General features: G+C 73.1%; 25 protein-coding genes and 1 riboswitch. Of the genes, 4 read left to right on the top strand and 21 right to left on the bottom strand.

The window, feature by feature from the left end:
- From A6Q79_RS09535 to A6Q79_RS09490, 10 genes are all read right to left on the bottom strand, one after another.
- A partial coding sequence (locus tag A6Q79_RS09535) for a glycine dehydrogenase (protein WP_369038000.1) occupies positions 1-1120 on the bottom strand: 1120 nt, incomplete at its 3' end.
- Positions 1121-1198: 78 nt separating this feature from the next.
- Positions 1199-1287, bottom strand: a riboswitch (glycine riboswitch).
- Between the two features lie 32 nt (positions 1288-1319).
- Complete coding sequence (locus A6Q79_RS09530; protein ID WP_067857303.1) at positions 1320-1910, bottom strand: MerR family transcriptional regulator; 591 nt, start codon at positions 1908-1910, stop codon at positions 1320-1322.
- Positions 1911-2085: 175 nt separating this feature from the next.
- Positions 2086-2547: a bifunctional nuclease family protein gene (locus A6Q79_RS09525; protein ID WP_286690317.1), complete on the bottom strand. Its 462-nt coding sequence runs from the start codon at positions 2545-2547 to the stop codon at positions 2086-2088.
- Positions 2548-2549: 2 nt separating this feature from the next.
- Positions 2550-3266 (bottom strand): MerR family transcriptional regulator, encoded by a 717-nt coding sequence (locus A6Q79_RS09520; RefSeq protein ID WP_067857297.1) that lies wholly within the window; start codon positions 3264-3266, stop codon positions 2550-2552.
- Positions 3263-3697, bottom strand: coding sequence for an FHA domain-containing protein (locus A6Q79_RS09515; protein ID WP_067857294.1), 435 nt, complete (start codon positions 3695-3697; stop codon positions 3263-3265). Before A6Q79_RS09515 ends, A6Q79_RS09520 begins: the two co-directional genes overlap by 4 nt.
- A gap of 152 nt (positions 3698-3849) precedes the next feature.
- Positions 3850-4227, bottom strand: coding sequence for a glycine cleavage system protein GcvH (gene gcvH, locus A6Q79_RS09510; protein WP_144433733.1), 378 nt, complete (start codon positions 4225-4227; stop codon positions 3850-3852).
- 52 nt (positions 4228-4279) lie between these two features.
- Positions 4280-4828 (bottom strand): DUF881 domain-containing protein, encoded by a 549-nt coding sequence (locus A6Q79_RS09505; protein WP_317697959.1) that lies wholly within the window; start codon positions 4826-4828, stop codon positions 4280-4282.
- Positions 4821-5153, bottom strand: a complete 333-nt coding sequence (locus A6Q79_RS09500; RefSeq protein WP_067857287.1) for a small basic family protein — start codon at positions 5151-5153, stop codon at positions 4821-4823. Before A6Q79_RS09500 ends, A6Q79_RS09505 begins: the two co-directional genes overlap by 8 nt.
- Positions 5150-5965: a DUF881 domain-containing protein gene (locus A6Q79_RS09495; RefSeq protein WP_067857283.1), complete on the bottom strand. Its 816-nt coding sequence runs from the start codon at positions 5963-5965 to the stop codon at positions 5150-5152. The genes A6Q79_RS09500 and A6Q79_RS09495 overlap by 4 nt, the downstream gene beginning before the upstream one ends.
- An 8-nt stretch (positions 5966-5973) precedes the next feature.
- On the bottom strand, positions 5974-6549 hold the full coding sequence (locus tag A6Q79_RS09490; RefSeq protein WP_067857280.1) for a CDP-alcohol phosphatidyltransferase family protein: 576 nt from the start codon (positions 6547-6549) through the stop codon (positions 5974-5976).
- Between the two features lie 185 nt (positions 6550-6734).
- On the opposite strand from A6Q79_RS09490, the gene A6Q79_RS09485 reads away from it, so the two are divergent.
- Positions 6735-7352, top strand: a complete 618-nt coding sequence (locus A6Q79_RS09485; RefSeq protein WP_067857277.1) for a superoxide dismutase — start codon at positions 6735-6737, stop codon at positions 7350-7352.
- Between the two features lie 89 nt (positions 7353-7441).
- On the opposite strand, the gene A6Q79_RS09480 is transcribed toward A6Q79_RS09485, so the two are convergent.
- From A6Q79_RS09480 to A6Q79_RS09460, 5 genes are read right to left on the bottom strand one after another with little or no spacing between them, the layout of a single operon-like run.
- Positions 7442-7609: a hypothetical protein gene (locus A6Q79_RS09480; RefSeq protein ID WP_317697955.1), complete on the bottom strand. Its 168-nt coding sequence runs from the start codon at positions 7607-7609 to the stop codon at positions 7442-7444.
- A complete protein-coding gene (locus A6Q79_RS09475; RefSeq protein WP_317697953.1) occupies positions 7597-9243 on the bottom strand; it encodes a cytochrome c oxidase assembly protein in 1647 nt (548 codons plus the stop codon). Before A6Q79_RS09475 ends, A6Q79_RS09480 begins: the two co-directional genes overlap by 13 nt.
- A complete protein-coding gene (locus A6Q79_RS09470) occupies positions 9240-9764 on the bottom strand; it encodes a copper resistance CopC family protein (protein ID WP_067857272.1) in 525 nt (174 codons plus the stop codon). The genes A6Q79_RS09475 and A6Q79_RS09470 overlap by 4 nt, the downstream gene beginning before the upstream one ends.
- The gene (locus tag A6Q79_RS09465) at positions 9757-10473 is read right to left on the bottom strand and encodes a YcnI family protein (RefSeq protein ID WP_286690701.1); all 717 of its coding nucleotides are present in this window, start codon (positions 10471-10473) and stop codon (positions 9757-9759) included. Before A6Q79_RS09465 ends, A6Q79_RS09470 begins: the two co-directional genes overlap by 8 nt.
- A 37-nt stretch (positions 10474-10510) precedes the next feature.
- Entirely contained in the window at positions 10511-11017 is a 507-nt protein-coding gene (locus A6Q79_RS09460; RefSeq protein WP_286690700.1) for a hypothetical protein, read from the bottom strand.
- A gap of 58 nt (positions 11018-11075) precedes the next feature.
- On the opposite strand from A6Q79_RS09460, the gene rocD reads away from it, so the two are divergent.
- On the top strand, positions 11076-12287 hold the full coding sequence (rocD, locus tag A6Q79_RS09455; RefSeq protein WP_067857263.1) for an ornithine--oxo-acid transaminase: 1212 nt from the start codon (positions 11076-11078) through the stop codon (positions 12285-12287).
- A 3-nt stretch (positions 12288-12290) separates the two neighbouring features.
- Entirely contained in the window at positions 12291-12710 is a 420-nt protein-coding gene (locus A6Q79_RS09450) for a hypothetical protein (RefSeq protein ID WP_067857261.1), read from the top strand.
- 3 nt (positions 12711-12713) lie between these two features.
- On the opposite strand, the gene A6Q79_RS09445 is transcribed toward A6Q79_RS09450, so the two are convergent.
- Both A6Q79_RS09445 and A6Q79_RS09440 read right to left on the bottom strand, forming a co-directional pair.
- Positions 12714-13517 carry a spermidine synthase gene (locus A6Q79_RS09445; protein ID WP_286690703.1) on the bottom strand — a complete coding sequence of 268 codons (804 nt, stop codon included), beginning with the start codon at positions 13515-13517 and terminating at the stop codon, positions 12714-12716.
- Between the two features lie 5 nt (positions 13518-13522).
- A complete protein-coding gene (locus A6Q79_RS09440; protein WP_286690699.1) occupies positions 13523-13786 on the bottom strand; it encodes an RNA-binding S4 domain-containing protein in 264 nt (87 codons plus the stop codon).
- 38 nt (positions 13787-13824) lie between these two features.
- Between A6Q79_RS09440 and A6Q79_RS09435 the strand changes: the two genes are divergently transcribed.
- Positions 13825-14193 (top strand): RNA-binding S4 domain-containing protein, encoded by a 369-nt coding sequence (locus A6Q79_RS09435; protein WP_067857254.1) that lies wholly within the window; start codon positions 13825-13827, stop codon positions 14191-14193.
- Between the two features lie 7 nt (positions 14194-14200).
- On the opposite strand, the gene A6Q79_RS09430 is transcribed toward A6Q79_RS09435, so the two are convergent.
- The 4 genes from A6Q79_RS09430 to A6Q79_RS09415 all read right to left on the bottom strand — a co-directional run bounded on the left by A6Q79_RS09430 (position 14201) and on the right by A6Q79_RS09415 (position 16499).
- On the bottom strand, positions 14201-14605 hold the full coding sequence (locus A6Q79_RS09430; protein WP_067857250.1) for an NUDIX domain-containing protein: 405 nt from the start codon (positions 14603-14605) through the stop codon (positions 14201-14203).
- Between the two features lie 7 nt (positions 14606-14612).
- On the bottom strand, positions 14613-15212 hold the full coding sequence (locus A6Q79_RS09425; protein WP_286690698.1) for a TIGR00730 family Rossman fold protein: 600 nt from the start codon (positions 15210-15212) through the stop codon (positions 14613-14615).
- A complete protein-coding gene (locus A6Q79_RS09420; protein ID WP_286690697.1) occupies positions 15209-16000 on the bottom strand; it encodes an inositol monophosphatase in 792 nt (263 codons plus the stop codon). The genes A6Q79_RS09425 and A6Q79_RS09420 overlap by 4 nt, the downstream gene beginning before the upstream one ends.
- Positions 16001-16061: 61 nt before the next feature.
- Entirely contained in the window at positions 16062-16499 is a 438-nt protein-coding gene (locus tag A6Q79_RS09415; protein ID WP_083516357.1) for a MarR family winged helix-turn-helix transcriptional regulator, read from the bottom strand.
- Between the last annotated feature and the right edge of the window lie 259 nt (positions 16500-16758).

Raw genomic sequence — 16758 nt, 5'->3', positions numbered from 1 at the left:
TCGCGGCGGTGTGGACGTGCTGCGCGATCCGCCGCAGGCCCTCGGCGCCGTGGTAGACGGCGTACATCGAGGCCGTCACGGCCAGCAGCACCTGCGCCGTGCAGATGTTGGAGGTCGCCTTCTCACGACGGATGTGCTGCTCGCGGGTCTGCAGCGCCAGCCGGTACGCCGGACGTCCGTCCTTGTCGACCGAGACGCCGACGAGGCGCCCGGGCAGGTGTCGCTCGAGCCCGTCACGCACGGCCATGAAGCCGGCGTGGGGCCCGCCGTAGAACATGGGGACGCCGAAGCGCTGCGACGAGCCGACCACGACGTCGGCGCCCAGCGAGCCGGGTGAGCGCAGCAGCACCAGGGCGAGCGGGTCGGCGACGACGACGGCCAGGCCACCCGCCGCATGGACCGCCTCGATGGCCCGCGACGGGTCGGTGACGGCGCCGTCGGCCGCCGGGTAGGCGACGATCGCGCCCGCGACGTCCGCGGGAACGTCGTCGGTGCCGAGGTCGACGTCGAGGAGCTCGATGCCCAGGGCCTCGGCGCGGGTGCGCACGACCGCGAGCGTCTGCGGCAGGAGGCGGGTGTCGAGGACGAGAGGACGCAGGTCCTTGCCACGGGCGGCGCGGCGCACGAGCGTCATCGCCTCGGCGGCTGCGGTGCCCTCGTCGAGCAGGGAGGCGTTCGCGGTGGTCAGGCCGGTCAGGTCGGCGACCATCGTCTGGTAGTTCAGCAGCGCCTCGAGCCGGCCCTGCGAGATCTCGGGCTGGTAGGGCGTGTAGGCCGTGTACCAGGCCGGGTCCTCCAGCACGTTGCGTCGGATGACGGCCGGCGTCACGGTGGGGTGGTAGCCGAGGCCGATCATCGAGACGCCCGGGTTGTTGCGGGAGGCGAGGGCCTTCAGCGTGCCGAGCGCGGCCTGCTCGCCGAGCGCCGCGGGGAGCGTCGGGGCCGACGTCGCGCGGATCGACTCCGGGACGGCGGCCTGCATGAGCGAGTCGAGGGACGTGTGGCCGATGCGCTCCAGCATGGCCTGCTGGTCGCTGGCACGCGGGCCGATGTGCCGGTCGACGAAGACGTCGGTCGGTGCCGTCAGCGGGCTGGTCGTCGAGGGGGCGTCAGAGGACATGCAGGGACTCCAGGGATCGAGGTCTGGTTTCCCTCCCCTCCTGTCACGTCCGCACGGTGACGTGCGCTCCAGGGTGGCCTCGTCCGCATGGTCCGTGGTGCCTGAGAGGTTCCGGGGAGGAATTGCCCCTTCGGCGCCGCCTGGGCGATCTCTCCCACGCGTGGTCGACAGCGGTCCTACGGTACCAGCGTGGCGCCCGTCAGCTGGTCAGACGGGCACGACGACGCGCCGACAGCTCGTCGTCGGCGGTCTCCGGAGCGACCGAGCGCTCGCTCGGCAGCTCGTGCAGCGACCCCTCGATCTCCTTCCAGACACCACCGATGGCGATGCCGAAGACGCCCTGTCCGCCCTGGAGGAGGTCGATGACCTCGTCGGCGGAGCGGCACTCGTAGACGCTGGCGCCGTCGCTCATGAGCGTCACCTGGGTGAGGTCGTCGGTCCCGCGCTCGCGCAGGTGCTCGACCGCGGTGCGGATCTGCTGCAGCGAGACGCCGGCGTCGAGGAGCCGCTTGATGATCTTGAGGAGCAGGATGTCCTTGAAGGAGTACAGGCGCTGCGTGCCCGAGCCCGTCGCCGAACGGACGGTCGGCTCGACCAGCTTGGTCCGGGCCCAGTAGTCGAGCTGGCGGTAGGTGATGCCGGCCGCGCTGCAGGCGGTCGGACCGCGAAAGCCCGTGTCGCGCGGGAGCGGCTCGACGTCGTCGGTGAACAGCAGGCCTTGGTCGCCGGCCTGCGCCGCGGCCTCGGCGGCCTCCAGGGCCGTCGCGTCGTCGTCGCGTCGCTCGATCATCGGGTCTCGCCTTCCAGACAAGGGTGAGGGGGAAGACCACCTCGGCGAAACTACAACGGTGTTCGCGTGCGGCAGTGCTCTCACGGTAGGCCCGGCGCGGACTCCGGTCAATCACTGCGACGGCGTGTCGCAACCCTTGCGTGAGGGTTGAGGGTTCGGGCGTCGACCCCCTGGGTCAGGCGAAGTCCTCGGGCTCCACGTGGTCGAGGAACGTGCGGAACCGCTCCACCTGCTCGTCCTCCTCGCGCGTCGAGGCGATGCCGGCCTCGTCGAGCACGTCCTCCGTGCACAGGATGCGGGCCCCGCAGCGCAGCGCGAGCGCGATGGCGTCGGACGGACGGGCGTCGGCCGTCGCGCCCGAGGCGAAGACCAAGGTGGCGAAGAACACGCCGTCGTCCACGTCGACGATGTGGATCTCGGTGAGCTCGTCGCCGAGCGCCTCGACGACGCGCTGCATGAGGACGTGCGTGAGGGGACGCGGGGTCGCCTCGTCCTGCTGGGCGAAGGCGATGGCCGAGGCCTCGACCGCACCGATCCAGATGGGCAGGTAGCGCGCACCCTCGCTCTCGCGCAGGAGCACGAGCGGCTGCTTGGTGGGCATCTCGACCCGTACGCCGAGGACGTCGAGCTCGCGCACGGTCAGTCCCGGAGCCGGTGCCGCAGGAGCACCGTGTGCAGACGCATGAGGAGGGCGGCCAGCTCCCCGAGCTGCTCCGCCGCGGCGGCCTTGTCCTCGCGACGACGACGCTCCGGCACCGCGCGGCCCAGCAGGTCGGACTCGCGCTCCGCCGCCGTGCGCACCGCACGCAGGTGGCGCGGCTCCACGCCGAGCGCGGACAACCGGACGACCGCGTCGACCACGACGAGGTCGTCGCCGTCGTACGCGTGCTGGCCCGGGCGACGCTCGAGCAACCCGTGCTCCTCGACCTGGGCGAGCAGCTCCTCGCTCGCGCCGGTGCTCTCCAGCACCTCCTCGCGGCTCAGCCGCATCCGGCTGCGGCCCTCCAGGAAGGCGCCCGGCGTCGGCAGGCCGTCGGCGTCGCTGGAGACCTCCGGCACGCGGACGTTGCCGTCGAGGTCGGTCTGCGGCACGAGGCCGCGGTCCATCTCGTCGAGCGCCTGTCGGATCGTGCTCAGGGGCCAGTACCGCTTCTGCTGGCGCAGCACGAACCGGAGCCGCTCGACGTCGTCGAAGGAGAACTTGCGGTACCCCGAGGGCGTCCGCTCCGGCTCGAGCAGACCCTCCCGCTCGAGGTAGCGGATCTTGCTGATGGTCAGCGACGGGAACTCCTCGCGGAGCTCCGCCAGGACCTTGCCGATCCCGAGCCGAGCCGTCTCCGGCAGCGGCTGGGTCACGCCTGGCCCCGCTGCGCGCCCGCGAAGTAGATGAGCCGGTACTTGCCGATCTGGACCTCGTCGCCGCCACCGAGCGCGATGTCGCCGTCGATGCGGTCGCGGTTGACGTAGGTGCCGTTGAGGCTGCCCAGGTCGCTGACGACGTAGCCGCGGCCGGACCGGCTGAACACGGCGTGGCGGCGCGAGACGCTGATGTCGTCGAGGAAGATGTCGCTGTCGGGGTGGCGCCCGACCGACACCGTGTCGGTGTCGAGCAGGAACCGCGCCCCGGCGCCCGGACCGCGCTGCACCAGCAGCATCGCGCTGCCCGCCGGCAGGTTCTCCACCGCGTCGACGTCGGCCGAGGTCATCTCCTCGGTGTCGGCGTCGATCAGCGGGATGTGCGTGGTCTCGTCCGGGACGTTGCCGTGCTCGGGACCGGGCGAGGTCATCGGATCACTCCTGGCTGTGCTCGAAAGGTGGTGGCTCGAGAGGTGGTGGCTGGGCCGCGAGGGCTGGGCTGCGAGGTCTCACCCCGGGGTCGAGGGTCGACGTGACCAACCTAGCACCCGTACCAGGTCGGGCCGGGTGGTCCGGCCCGACCTCAGGACGAGACGAGAGCCGTGTACTGCTCGGGGGCGAGCAGCGCGGCGGTGGCATCGTCGTCGGCGGCCCGCACCTTGAACAGCCAGCCCTCGCCGTAGGGGTCGGAGTTGATGACCTCGGAGGCACCGTCGAGGCTCTCGTTGCGAGCCACGACCTCGCCGCTGACCGGGCTGAAGACGTCGCTCACCGACTTCGTCGACTCCAGCTCACCCACGACCGACCCGGCCTGGACCTCGTCGCCGACGTCGGGCAGGTCGACGTAGACGATGTCGCCGAGCTGGTCCTGCGCGAAGTCGGTGATGCCGACGACGAGGACGTCGCCCTCCACGCGCACCCACTCGTGCTCTTCGCTGTAGTACAGGTCCTCAGGGATCACGCGGCGCTCCTGCTCGGTGTGTGGTGGTGCTGGGAAGGTGGTCGTCGGTCGCTCAGGGCGCGCCGACGTCGGGACGAGCGTACTCGGGGGTGCGCACGTCAGCCAGGGCCGTGATGGTGATCGTCGAGCGGCGGGCGACGGCGGCCTGCGCGCCGCGCGCCTGCAGCAGGTCGCGCACGCCGCCGCGGAAGGTGATGGACTCCTCGAGCGTGCTGGGGTCGCCGATCACGTCGAACACGTAGGGGCTGCTGACCTGGCGTCCGCCGATGCGCAGACCCTGCTCGTCGTCGAGCACGTACGTCTGGGCGACGACCCGCGCCGTGTCGTTGACGACGATCGCCTCCGCCCCGGCCTCGCGGAGCTCCTGCAGGACGTCGAGCACCAGACCGGCGTCGACGAGCCCGTCGGGGTCGGAGACGGTGAGCCGCACGCCCGGGCCCGTCGCGCCGACGCCGCGCAGCGAGCCGTAGTCGGTCGCGTCGTCCTGGCGGACCTGCACGGTCATGGCGAACGCCAGCCCGCCGACGAGCAGCGCGACCAGCACCTGCGACCCGGCGCGCCGGTGCGGTGCCGCCCGGTGCGGCCGCTCCGCGTCAGGCATGGAAGATCCTGCGGCGGATGGCGGCGGCGTTGGCGAAGATGCGGATGCCGAGCACGACGACGACGCCGGTCGAGAGCTGCGAGCCGACGCCGAGCTGGTCGCCGAGGAAGACCATGAACCCGGCGATGGTCACGTTGGAGATGAACGAGACGACGAACACGCGGTCGTCGAAGCGACGCTCGCCGAGCGCCCGCAGCGCGCCGACGACGGCATCGAGCGCGGCGACGATCGCGATCGGGAGGTACGGCTGCAGCCAGAGCGGCACGTCGGGCTGGAGGAAGAGGCCGAGGCCGACACCGACGACGAGTCCGATCACCGGGATCACGGTCTGCCCTCCCCTCGTGGACCGTCCGCCGCCGGGAGAGGCTCCGCGCGGCGCAGCGTGGTCCGTTGCTCGGGCGCCGACGGCACCACCTCGTCGTCCGATGGTGCCATGCCCACGGAGATGCCGGCGTCCTCGGCGCGCTCCTGGAGGTAGCGTCCCGCGAGGTTGGACTGCAGCCGGGACCGCAGCACCGCACCGTCGCCGAGGGCCACGATCCGCACCGGCACCTCGATGCGGCGGAAGTTCACCGTGATCGCGCCGTCGAGGGAGGAGATCGCCGAGGTCTCGGCGAGCCGCTGACCGCCGACCGACACGGCCTCGGCACCCGCGTACCAGAGCCCGTTGACCACGGCGACGACGTCCTGCGCGGTGACGCGGCCCGCGCGGGCACCGTCGGGGCTGCCCGCCATGGTGACCACCAGAGCCGTGCCGCGCAAGGACCGGGCCCCGGCCAGGACGGTGTCGGCGGCGACGTCGGTCGAGGTCTCCGCGGTCGAGCCGCCCTGCAGCGACGCGACCTGCTGGCGCAGCGCGCCGACGGCCTCCTGCCGCGCGGCCAGGACGTCGCGCCGGTCGGCGACGTCGGCGACGAGCGTGCGTCGCTCCAGCTCCGAGCCCGGTCGCTCGGTCTGGGTCTGGACCGCGGTGACCGTGAGCATCGCCGCGAGCACCGCGACCACCACGCCCACGGCCGGGGTAGCGACGGCGCGCTGGCCGTACCGCTCCCCCGCCCGCACGACGTAGTAGTCGTCGTCGAGCGCGTTCTCCGCGACCTGCTCCAGCAGGCTCTCCGCAGGACGGACGACAGCCACGGCCGACCTCAGCGAGCGAGGGGCTCGGTCGTGGCGAGGAGGCGTCGCACCTGGAAGGCGTAGAGGACACCGCCCCACCAGTACAGACCGACGCCCCAGATCGCGAACGCCCAGCCGAAGACCTCGGCGAGGTCGGCGACCGTGCCCGACCCGTCGCCGAGCAGCAGCAGCGGGAAGGCGTAGAGCAGCCCCGCCGTGGCGGCCTTGCCCAGGAAGTGCACGGGCAGCGAGCTGTACCCGCGGGTGCGCAGGAACGGCACGAGGCTGAACAGGAACACGTCGCGCAGCGGGAGCAGCACCGCGAGCCACCACGGGATGATGTCGCGCAGCGCCAGCCCGACGACGACGGCGAGGATGTACAGCCGGTCGGCGACGGGGTCGAGGATCGCGCCGATCTTCGACGTCTGGTTCAGCCGGCGGGCCAGCTTGCCGTCGAGGTAGTCGGTGACGCCGGAGACGACGAGCACGAGCAGCGCCAGCACGTCCTCCTCGGGCCCGAGGACGAGCCACAGGAAGACCGGCAGCAGCACGATCCGGACCACGCTGAGCAGGTTGGGGATCGTGACGAGCCTGTCCTCACCCACGTCGACCCTCTCGCAGCTCCTTCATCGCGCGCTCAGCCTAGGGCATCGTCGACGGGGCGGGTGACTGCCGGGCCCGTCCGCATCGCGGGCCGGTCTTGCGTGGGCGTGAGCGACTGACAGACTGAGGGAGCACGATCCGTAACGACATCCGCGGGCACCGCGAGTGCCCCGACCTAGGAGGACGCGTGGCCGACTACACCCTGCCCGACCTGCCCTACGACTACGGTGCGCTGGATCCGCACATCTCCGGCAAGATCATGGAGCTGCACCACAGCAAGCACCACCAGAACTACGTCAACGGCCTGAACACGGCCCTCGAGAAGCTCGAGGCGTCCCGCGCCGACGGTTCGTACGACACGATCAACCTGCTCGAGAAGAACCTCGCGTTCAACCTCGGCGGCCACATCAACCACTCCATCTTCTGGAAGAACCTGTCTCCGGACGGTGGCGACAAGCCGACCGGCGAGCTGGCCGCGGCGATCGAGGACAACTTCGGCTCCTTCGACGCCTACCGCGCGCAGTTCGAGGCGACGGCGCTCGGGATCCAGGGCTCCGGCTGGGCGATCACCGCCTGGGACACGCTGGGTCAGAAGCTGGTCATCGTCCAGCTGTACGACCAGCAGTCCAACATCCCGGCGACGCTGATCCCGATCTCCCAGCTCGACATGTGGGAGCACGCCTTCTACCTCGACTACCTCAACGTCAAGGGCGACTACGTGAAGGCGTTCTGGAACATCGCGAACTGGGCCGACGCCCAGGAGCGGTTCACCGCGGCCACGAGCGGCGGCCAGGTCCTCTTCTGAGACCCGGCAGCCCGCCACGCACGAGGGCCCCGCACCGATCTCGGTGCGGGGCCCTCGTACGTGCGGCGGCGGGACCCAGGCGGCCGGGCTCAGGCGTCGGGGTCGCGGCGCTTGCCGTGCTCGGCGAGGTCCTTGAGCCGAGCGTTGTAGGCGGCGAGGGCGGCGTCGCCGTCGCGGTCCGCGGCACGGTCGATCCGGCGTGCCTCGCGCTGGTCGGAGCGGAACCACTGAAAGAGCAGCGCGATCATGACGAGCACGACGTGACCAGCATGATCCCGAACCGGGCGAGCGGCGGGAGACGTCGCGGCGACGGGTCGACGCCGATGATGACGTAGTAGAAGAGCGACCCGACGAGCAGGAAGTGCAGCTCCATGGCGGTGTGGCCCCAGTGCTCGCGCATCAGGAAGCCGAACAGTGGCGTGAAGTACAGCGCGTAGAGGCTGCCCACGAACAGCACCGGCGGCACGACCGGGTGCGTGAGCACGTGCAGGAAGCGGGACGCGAGGAACGACGTCAGCAGGGTCCGGGGCGACACGTCGCCCGGCTGGCGGGGCCCGGGCAGGGTGCGCAGCGCGAGGGTCACGGGTGCGCCGAGCACGAGGAAGATCGGCGCGACCATCGAGAGCAGCATGTGCGAGACCATGTGCGCGCTGAACATCACGTGCGAGTAGACCCCGAGCCCACCGATGGTCGACCACGCCACCACGAGGAGACCGACGAACCAGGCGACGGTGCGGCCGACGGGCCAGGCGTCGCCGCGGCGGCGCAGCACGAGGAGCCCGCGGACGTAGAGGGCGGCGCCGAGCACGACGATCGTGAGCCCCAGCCCGTTGGGCGTGAAGCCGAGGGCCATGCGCAGGACGTCGGGCGCGGGCGGCACGGGCCCACCGAGCAGCTCCTGCGCGGGCGTGGTGAGGATGTCCCCGACCGGCGTCGGCGTGCGCGAGAGTGCCACCGCCAGGCCGATCGTCGCGGCCATGAGCAGCACCTCCGACGTCGCGACCGACAGGAACCCGGCGTCGCGGTCGGCGAGCCGTCGGCGCTGGACCCAGCCGAACCAGCCGAGCGCGACGAGCGCGACGACCTTGGCGAGGACGAGCTGTCCGTACCCGGTGCCGACGACGTCGGTGACGCTGCGCAGCCGCACCGCGGCATTCACCACGCCGGAGACCCCGACCACCACGAACGCCCAGAGGGCGAGCACCGAGTAGCGGCGCAGTGCGGGGGCGAGCCGCTTGCTGCCGCGCCAGGCCACCCAGGTCAGGGCGACGAGCCCGCCGACCCACAGGCAGACACCCACGAGGTGCAGCAGCAGGCTCAGCGCGGCGAGGTCGTGCGAGCCCGACGACGCCGAGTGGCCGGCGAACGCGACGGGGACGAGCGAGGCGAGGACGACGCCGAGCACGACTGCGAGGCGTCGGACGGCGATCGTCCAGCGCAGGACCGCCCACGCCAGCGCGCCGACGAGGACCTGCAGCAGCACGACCCCGCCGGTCGCGGTCGTCGCGAGCTCCGAGAGCAGCGGGAACGTCAGCGAGCCGATCGGCCGGGCGAACACGTCGGCGACGGTGAGGACGTAGAGCACGATGCTGAGCAGCGACCACGCCGCCGCGACGCGGGCGGCGCCGCGGACCGCGTCGACCGACAGGCCCTGCACGTCGTCGGCCGACGTCGGCAGCAGGGCGACGACCGCGAGCAGCAGGCCGACGAGGACCACGAGCAGACCGTCGGAGACGACCGACGCGAGCGGCAGCGACCAGCCCACGAGCGGGCCCGGGTCCGGGAGGCCCTCGGGTACCTGCTGGGGCGCCCCTCCCCCCAGGCTGAGCGCAGCCACGCAGGCCGCGGACGCGACCAGGAAGCTGGCGACGGTGGTGCGCAGGATGCTCACGCGTGCTCCTCGGTCCGGCGGCGCAGGAGCGGCCAGACGATCAGGACGACGGCCACGAGGCCACCGCCGACGGCCCACCACAGGTGCTCTGCGTGGCGGTGGATGAAGGACTCCGAGGTGTCGTCCTGGCGGGGGGCCTGCTCGACCGTGCGACCCGCGGTGGTGCGGAAGGTCGACTCCCCCGCGATCGGGTGGCCGTCGGCGGAGACCACGCGGTACGCGATCGTGTAGGTGCCGCGCTGGCCGTCGGCCGTGCCGTCGCGCAGCCGACCGGTGACCTCGCGGTCCCGAGCGCTGACGTCGAGCGGCACGCGGCTGCCGTCGGGCGCGGTCAGCACCAGCTCGGAGCGGGTGACCGGCTCGTTGAACTCGAGCGTGACCGTGCCCGGCACCTCCTCGACGACGGCCTCGTCGGCGGGGTCGGTGCCGACGAGGGCCGCGTGCGCCGACGCCGGACCGGCGGTCAGCGCCGGCGCCAGGAGGACGGGCAGGAGCAGCAGGACGACCAGGGCTCTACGCACGGCGTCGATCCTGCCGCAGGACACCCAGGAGCGCCGCGACCGCGACCACGAGGGCCGCTCCGCCGAGGACGCGACCCAGGACGTCGGAGCCGGACCCGCCGGACTCGTGCGCGCCCGACTCGTGCTCGCCGGCGTCGTCGCCGGTGGCGGAACCGCCGTGCGCGTGGCCGCCCTCGCCGGCGGGCAGCAGGCTGAGCGTCGGGGCGGGCTTGTCGGGCTCGGTGTCGCCCTGCTGCACCTGGTCCCAGTCGACGACCTCGCCGTCGGAGTAGGTCTGCTCGGCCTCGAACCGGATGCTGTCGGCGTCGGGGAACGGTCCGCCCGACAGGGCGAACTCGTCGAACTCCCCCGGCGGGATGCCGTCGCCGTCCGCGGTCCACGTGACCGTGCGGACGGCTCGGGTGATCTCGGTGCCGTCGACCTCGACGGGCGCGGGCAGGCGGCCCTCGCGCGTCGTGATCGTCCAACCGGGCTTGGTCTGGGCGGTGAGGTGCAGGAAGGGAGCGTCCGCGGGCAGCGTCACGACGAGCTTCGTCGTGTCGGCCGTGTCGGACTCGGTGGGCACGCGGAAGACGATCTTGCCGTAGCCGTCGCGTGCGGCGTCGGGCGAGGAGACGCCGACGTGGGCGACGGCGGGGCCGGCGACGGCCACCGTGGCGAGGGTGAGGGCCGCGGCGGCGGCCAGACGGGTCGGACGGGTGGTGGGCATGACGGGACCTTCGGGTACGAGGGGCTGGTGGACGGGCTCACGCCGTCAGCGGCGGGGCCCGGCCCGAGGGCCGGGGGCCCGCGTCGCTCCCCTCGCGCACCAGGACGCCCGACGTGACGCCCGTCCTGCGACGTGCCAGCACCACGAGGCCGGGCACGCGCACGAGCCCGACGACGGTGTCCGCGGCCCGCCACCAGAGGTCCTCGGCGTGACGCAGTGCGAGCAGGCTCACCAGCGTCGCGAGGGCGTGCGCCCCGAGCATCCTCGTGTCGTGGGACCCGGACGGCGTGGCGAGCAGGTGCGCCGCGACCTGGCCGAGCACCAGCAGGCCGAGCAGCTGGGACGACGTGAGCCTGCGCGCGCCGACCAGCCGGGTCACCAGCGCGGCGCCGGTGGCCACGAGGACGACGGCCGCGGAGGGCACCTCGCCACCGGCCAGGACGTGGGCGGAGGTCGCGCAGGCGGCCACTGCCACGCCCACGAGCGCAGGGCGGAGGAGCCGCGGGCCCAGCCCGCGTGCCGCCGTCCCGCTGCGCGTCGTCACCCCACGAGGGTAGTCGGGACGGACCACGGGCCTGGCGGCGGCCGTTACGGTGGGAACCATGTCCGACATGCAGCAGACCGCCGGCATCATCGCGCTCGACGAGCGGTGGGGTGCCCACAACTACCACCCGCTCCCCGTGGTGATCTCCGAGGCCGAGGGCGCATGGGTGACCGACGTCGACGGTCGCCGGTACCTCGACTTCCTCTCCGGGTACTCCGCGCTCAACTTCGGGCACCGCCACCCCGACCTCGTCCGAGCCGCGCACGAGCAGATCGACCGGCTCACCCTGACCTCCCGCGCCTTCCACAACGACCAGTTCGGCGCCTTCTGCGCCGAGCTCGCCGAGCTCACCGGCACCGAGATGGTGCTGACGATGAACACCGGCGCCGAGGCCGTCGAGTCCGCCATCAAGGTCGCCCGCAAGTGGGCCTACGAGGTCAAGGGTGTCGCCTTCGACGCGGCCGAGATCATCGTCGCCACGCACAACTTCCACGGCCGCACGACCACCATCGTCTCCTTCTCCGACGACCCGGTCGCGCACGACAACTACGGCCCCTTCACGCCGGGCTTCGTCACCGTCCCCTACGGCGACGCGCAGGCCGTGCGCGACGCCATCGGCCCGAACACCGCCGCCGTCCTCATGGAGCCGATCCAGGGCGAGGCCGGCGTGGTGGTGCCGCCCGCCGGGTTCTGGGCCGACGTGCGCGACGCCTGCACCGAGAACGAGGTGCTGCTCATCGCCGACGAGATCCAGTCCGGTCTCGCCCGCACGGGCCGCCTCTTCGCGCTCGACCACGAGGGCGTGCGGGCCGACCTGTACACCTTGGGCAAGGCGCTCGGCGGCGGCATCATCCCCGTCTCGGCGGTCGTCGGACGCGCCGACGTCCTCGGGGTGCTGCGGCCAGGGTCGCACGGCTCGACGTTCGGCGGGTACCCGGTCGCGTGCGCGGTCGGCCGCGCGGTCGTCGGCCTGCTCGCGACGGGTGAGTTCCAGGAGCGGTCCGCCGACCTCGGCCGGCACCTGCACGACCGGCTCGAAGCCCTCCTCGGGCAGGGCGTCGCCGCCGTGCGCGGTCGAGGCCTGTGGGCCGGCGTCGACCTCGACCCCCTGGGACGTACCGGACGCGAGGTGTCGATGGCGCTGCGCGACGAGGGCGTGCTGTGCAAGGAGACGCACGAGCGGACGCTGCGCATCGCCCCGCCGCTCGTCATCACGCGGGACGAGATCGACCACGCGGTCGACGCGCTCGAACGTGCGCTGAAGGTCTGATCCGTGGGCACGCTGCTCGCCGTGCTCGCGCTCGTCGCGGGGCTGGTGCTGCTGCTCGTCGTGGTGGGTCTCGTCCGGCTCGCGCTGGTGCGACGTGGTCACCGCCGTCGGGTGGCCGGCTACGCACCCGAGGTGGTCGAGCAGGCGGGTCTCTTCGCGGTCGCCTCCGACCGGCAGACGCAGGTGCGGGGCATCGGCTCGCTGCTGCTCGGACGCGAGCACCTCGCGTTCGTGCCGCTCGTGGCCGGCCGCGACGTCGAGGTGCCGCGCGACGCGATCACCTCGGCGACCCTCTCGCGGACCTTCCTGGGCAGGTCGACCGGTGCCGACCTGCTGGTCGTCACCTGGTCCCTGGACGGGCTGGCCGACGCGGCGGCCTTCCAGGTGTCGGACCCGGCCGGTTGGCGCGACCGGCTCTCCTGAGGCTCAGCCGAAGAAGGTGGCGCCGCCGGGCGGGGCGGGCGACGCCTCGCTGCGGGCGTCCGTGAACGCCGTCCCGCCGGCCAGCCGGTCGCGCACCTGGACCGCGTCGAGCACACGGTAGGGGAACATCGACCCCGCGGCACGTCGTGCGAGGGGCGCCGGGTCGACCGGCGCACGCGATGCGACGACGAGGACGTTGCCGTGACGCCGCCCCTTGAGCGTCGCCGGCTCCGCGCTGACGACGACGTGCGGCAGGGCGGTCTCGACGGCCCGCAGCGCGTCGCGGACGAACGGGAACGGCGCGCGGTCGGCGAGGTTCAGCAGGACCAGCCCCTGCGGTCCGGCCACGCGCGCGACGTCCGCGTACCACTCACACGTCACGAGGTCCGCCGGGACGCGCGCCCCCGCGAACGCGTCGACGACGACGAGGTCGTAGGCGGCGTCGCGCAGGCTCGCGACGCCGGCGCGTCCGTCCTCGGCACGCACGCGGATGCCGCTGCGCTCGGGCAGCGGCAGCTCCGCCCGGACGAGCGCCGTCAGCTCGGCGTCGGGCTCGAGCACGAGCTGGCGGGAGCGCGGGCGCGTGGCGGCCACGTAGCGCGCCAGCGTCATGCCCGCCCCGCCGACGTGCAGCGTGCGGACCTGCACGCCCGGCGCCCATGCCGTGTCGACGACGTCGGCCATGCGGCGCACGTAGTCGAACTCGAGGTGCGTCGGGTCGTCGAGGTCGACGTGCGACTGCTCGGTGCCGTCGACCCGCACCGTGGCCGCGCGCGGGCGGTCCCGGTCGGGGACCACCTCCACCACCCGAGTCACCAGGGCACGTCGACGTCGTCGCCGGTGACGACGCGCAGCACGCGCGGACCCTCTGGCAGGGCCACCGTGACGACGGCGTCGTCGCCGAGCTGGCGTCCGCGACGTGTCTCGACCTCGCCGTCGACCTGCACGTCGCCCGAGGCGACGAGCGCACCGGCCTGCGCACCCGACTCGGCGACGTCCGCGAACTTGAGCAGCTGACCCAGCCGGATCATGTCGCTGGTGATCGCGATGGTCTCCACGTCGTCCGGTCCCGTCATGACGTCCAGCCTAGGCCGGACCCGCCTAGGGTGGACGGGTGGAACCGAGCAGCGTGCGCGCCGACGTGTGGGTGTGGTCGGTGCGCCTGTTCGCGTCGCGCTCCGCCGCGAGCGCCGCGTGCAAGGGCGGACAGGTGCACGTGAACGGCCGCCGCGCCAAGCCCTCGCAGCCGGTGCAGGTCGGCGACCGGGTCGAGGCGACCACGCCCGGAGGCCCCCGGGTCGTCGAGGTGCGTCGCGTGCTGACCAAGCGCGTCGGTGCCGCCGTGGCGGCCGAGTGCTACACCGACCACACACCACCACCCCCGCCGCGCGAGGAACGTCTCGCCATGCCCCGCCGCGACCGCGGTGCCGGACGGCCGACCAAGCGCGAGCGTCGCGAGATGGATCGCTTCCGCGGTCGCTGAGCCGTGGTCAGCGGCGGGCGAGCAGCGGCAGCAGGTGCTCGGCCGCGAGCGGCGCCAGGGCGACGTCGGGGGCGTGCGGGTCGACCCAGCGGGCCTCCTCGATCTCCGCGGCCACCTGGTGGGTCGGGTCGTCGAGCCGCAGGGCGAAGCAGTGCGCCAGGAGGTCGTGTCCTGCCTCGTTCGCGGCGACGGTGCGGATGGTGCCGAGCGGTGCGAGCCGGGCCGGGTCGACCAGCAGACCGAGCTCCTCGGCCAGCTCTCGCACCAGCGCCTCGACGTGGGACTCCCCCGCCTCGGGCTTCCCGCCCGGGTTCATGAACAGGGTGGTCCCGCGCTTGCGCACGAGCAGCGTGCGACCGTCCGCGCGCGTGGCGAGCGCCGCGACGACCTCGATGACCGGACGCGCGGTCACGGTCGGCTCACGGGGTGGGCGACGGCAGCGCGCCGCCCCACTTGTCGGTCCACGTCGGCGCCGACGCGAGCACGTCGAGCAGCGTGTCGAGGTCGGGGTCGATGGTGACGATGTGCTGCTGCGCCTCCCGCACGAACCCGTCCACGACCATGCGGTCGAGCATGGCCCGCATCGGCGACCAGAAGCCCTCCACGTCGAGGAACCCGGACCGCTTCGCGTGGATCGTGAGCTGCGCCCACGTCCACTGCTCGGCGACCTCCTCGAGGGTGCCGGCGCCGCCCGGGAGGGCGAGGAACGCGTCGGCGAGGTCGGCCATGAGCGCCTTCCGCTCGTGCATCGTGTCGACCACGTGCAGCTCGGTGCAGCCGGTGTGGGCGAGCTCGCGGTCGTGCAGCGACCGCGGGATGACGCCCACGACGGTGCCACCTGCGGCGAGCGCGGCGTCGGCCACGGTGCCCATGAGCCCCACACGACCGCCGCCGTAGACGACGGTGATGCCCCGCTCGGCGAGCGTGCGTCCGACGTGCTCGGCTGCCGCGGCGTACGCCGGGCTCGTGCCGTGGCTGGAGCCGCAGAAGACCGCGACCGCACCGAGGGCGGTGCTCACGCGTCGTCCTCGAGCGCCTCGCGCAGCGCGGCGACGGCCTGCGGTCCACCGGCGAGCGACCAGCGCAGCCCGGCGACGTCGACCTGCTCGGCGGCTCCGCCCGCACCGCGCACGAGGGCCGCGCCCGGCAGCCAGTCCCAGGCCGGGGTGCTGTGCTGGAACCAGGCGCCGAGCCGTCCGGTGACGACGCCCACGAGGTCCATCGATCCCGAGCCGTGCATGCGCAGCGTCGCCGGCAGGGCGGCGGCCCGCAGGAACGGCTCGCGCACGTGGGCGTCGGAGACGTTCCCGGGGTGGAGGTAGGTGGCGGCACCCACGGTGGTCACGTCGACGTCGCGCACGGGCTCGACGACGAACCCGTTCCACGTGGTCGGCAGGTCGGGCCCGCCCACGAGCACGCCGTCGCGGGCGTGGGCCACCGCGCCCAGCACCAGCGTGTCGCCGTCGAGCAGGGCCACGGCGGAGCACCAGTAGTCGGACCCGCTCGCGAAGTTGTAGGTGCCGTCGACCGGGTCGATCACCCAGCGGCGGCCGGAGATGCCGGGCTCGTCGGTGCCCTCCTCCCCCAGCAGGCCGTCCTCGGGACGCAGACGTCGCAGCATGTCGACGACGAGCGCCTCCGCGGCGTGGTCGGCGGCGGTGACGACGTCGGAGACCGACGTCTTGCTGCGCACGTCGAGGTCGGAGCCCTCGCGCATGCGGGCGGCCAGCGCGACGGCCTCGGTGACCAGGCGGACCGCGAGGTCGGCGTCGGACAGGACGGACGGGTCGGCGGCGAGGTCGCTCACGCGTCCATCCTGCCGTGCCGGTGGAGGCCGCGGCAGCGCGGGTCGGGGCCGGCGGGCGTCGTCAGTCGATGGGCGCGGCGGCCAGGCGGTCGCGGACCGTGCCGATCAGGCGGCGCAGGGTGGCCAGGTCGGCGTCGTCCATCTCGAGGACGTCGGCGGCGTGCTCGTAGAGCCGGTCGGCCAAAGGCCGCAGCGCGGCGCCGGCCGGCGTCAGCGTGACGAGGGTCGAGCGCTCGTCCTGCGGGTTCCGCGCCCGCGTGACCCGCCCGTGCGCCTCGAGTCGTTTCACCAGCGGCGACAGGGTGCCGTAGTCGAGCCGCAGCCGTGCCGCGAGCTCCTTCACGCTCTGCCCGTCCTGCTCCCACAGCGCCAGCAGCACGAGGTACTGCGGGTACGTCAGGTCGTGCTCGTCCAGCAGCGGCCGGTACGCCGCCGTCATCTGGCGCGACGTCGAGTACAGGTCGAAGCAGAGCAGGTCGGACACCGTGGGAGTGCTCATCCTCCGATGGTACATCGTGCACGATGGATTCGACGGGGTTTCGTGTGCTTGCGTGGTGGGCTGGGCCCTGCGGGTGCGCTGCCTGCGGGGGGCGTGGGGTTGCTGGCGCGTTGGCTGCCGTCGTCGTGACCTTGCTGGCGCGTTGGCTGCGGGTGTCGTGACCTTGCTGGTGCGCTGCCTGCGGGGGTCTGGGCTTGCTGGTGCGCTGCCTCGGCTCTCGCTGGGCCTGGTCTCCGAAAGGGCCTCGACCGGCAGCGGG

Origin of the sequence: Aeromicrobium sp. REDSEA-S32_B7 (assembly GCF_001626145.1) — a bacterium.
Classification (GTDB): Bacteria; Actinomycetota; Actinomycetes; order Propionibacteriales; family Nocardioidaceae; genus Aeromicrobium; species Aeromicrobium erythreum.
The sequence above is the reverse complement of the archived record's forward strand: the minus strand, read 5'-3'. Positions and strand labels throughout refer to the sequence as shown.

Excerpts from the sequence above, each read along its gene's own strand:
- A6Q79_RS09530 (WP_067857303.1), bottom strand. The coding sequence starts at position 1,910 with ATGATCGAGCGACGCGACGACGACGCGACGGCCCTGGAGGCCGCCGAG.
- A6Q79_RS09515 (WP_067857294.1), bottom strand. The coding sequence starts at position 3,697 with ATGACCTCGCCCGGTCCCGAGCACGGCAACGTCCCGGACGAGACCACG.
- A6Q79_RS09505 (WP_317697959.1), bottom strand. The coding sequence starts at position 4,828 with ATGCCTGACGCGGAGCGGCCGCACCGGGCGGCACCGCACCGGCGCGCC.
- A6Q79_RS09465 (WP_286690701.1), bottom strand. The coding sequence starts at position 10,473 with ATGCCCACCACCCGTCCGACCCGTCTGGCCGCCGCCGCGGCCCTCACC.
- rocD (WP_067857263.1), top strand. The coding sequence starts at position 11,076 with ATGTCCGACATGCAGCAGACCGCCGGCATCATCGCGCTCGACGAGCGG.
- A6Q79_RS09440 (WP_286690699.1), bottom strand. The coding sequence starts at position 13,786 with ATGACGGGACCGGACGACGTGGAGACCATCGCGATCACCAGCGACATG.
- A6Q79_RS09415 (WP_083516357.1), bottom strand. The coding sequence starts at position 16,499 with ATGAGCACTCCCACGGTGTCCGACCTGCTCTGCTTCGACCTGTACTCG.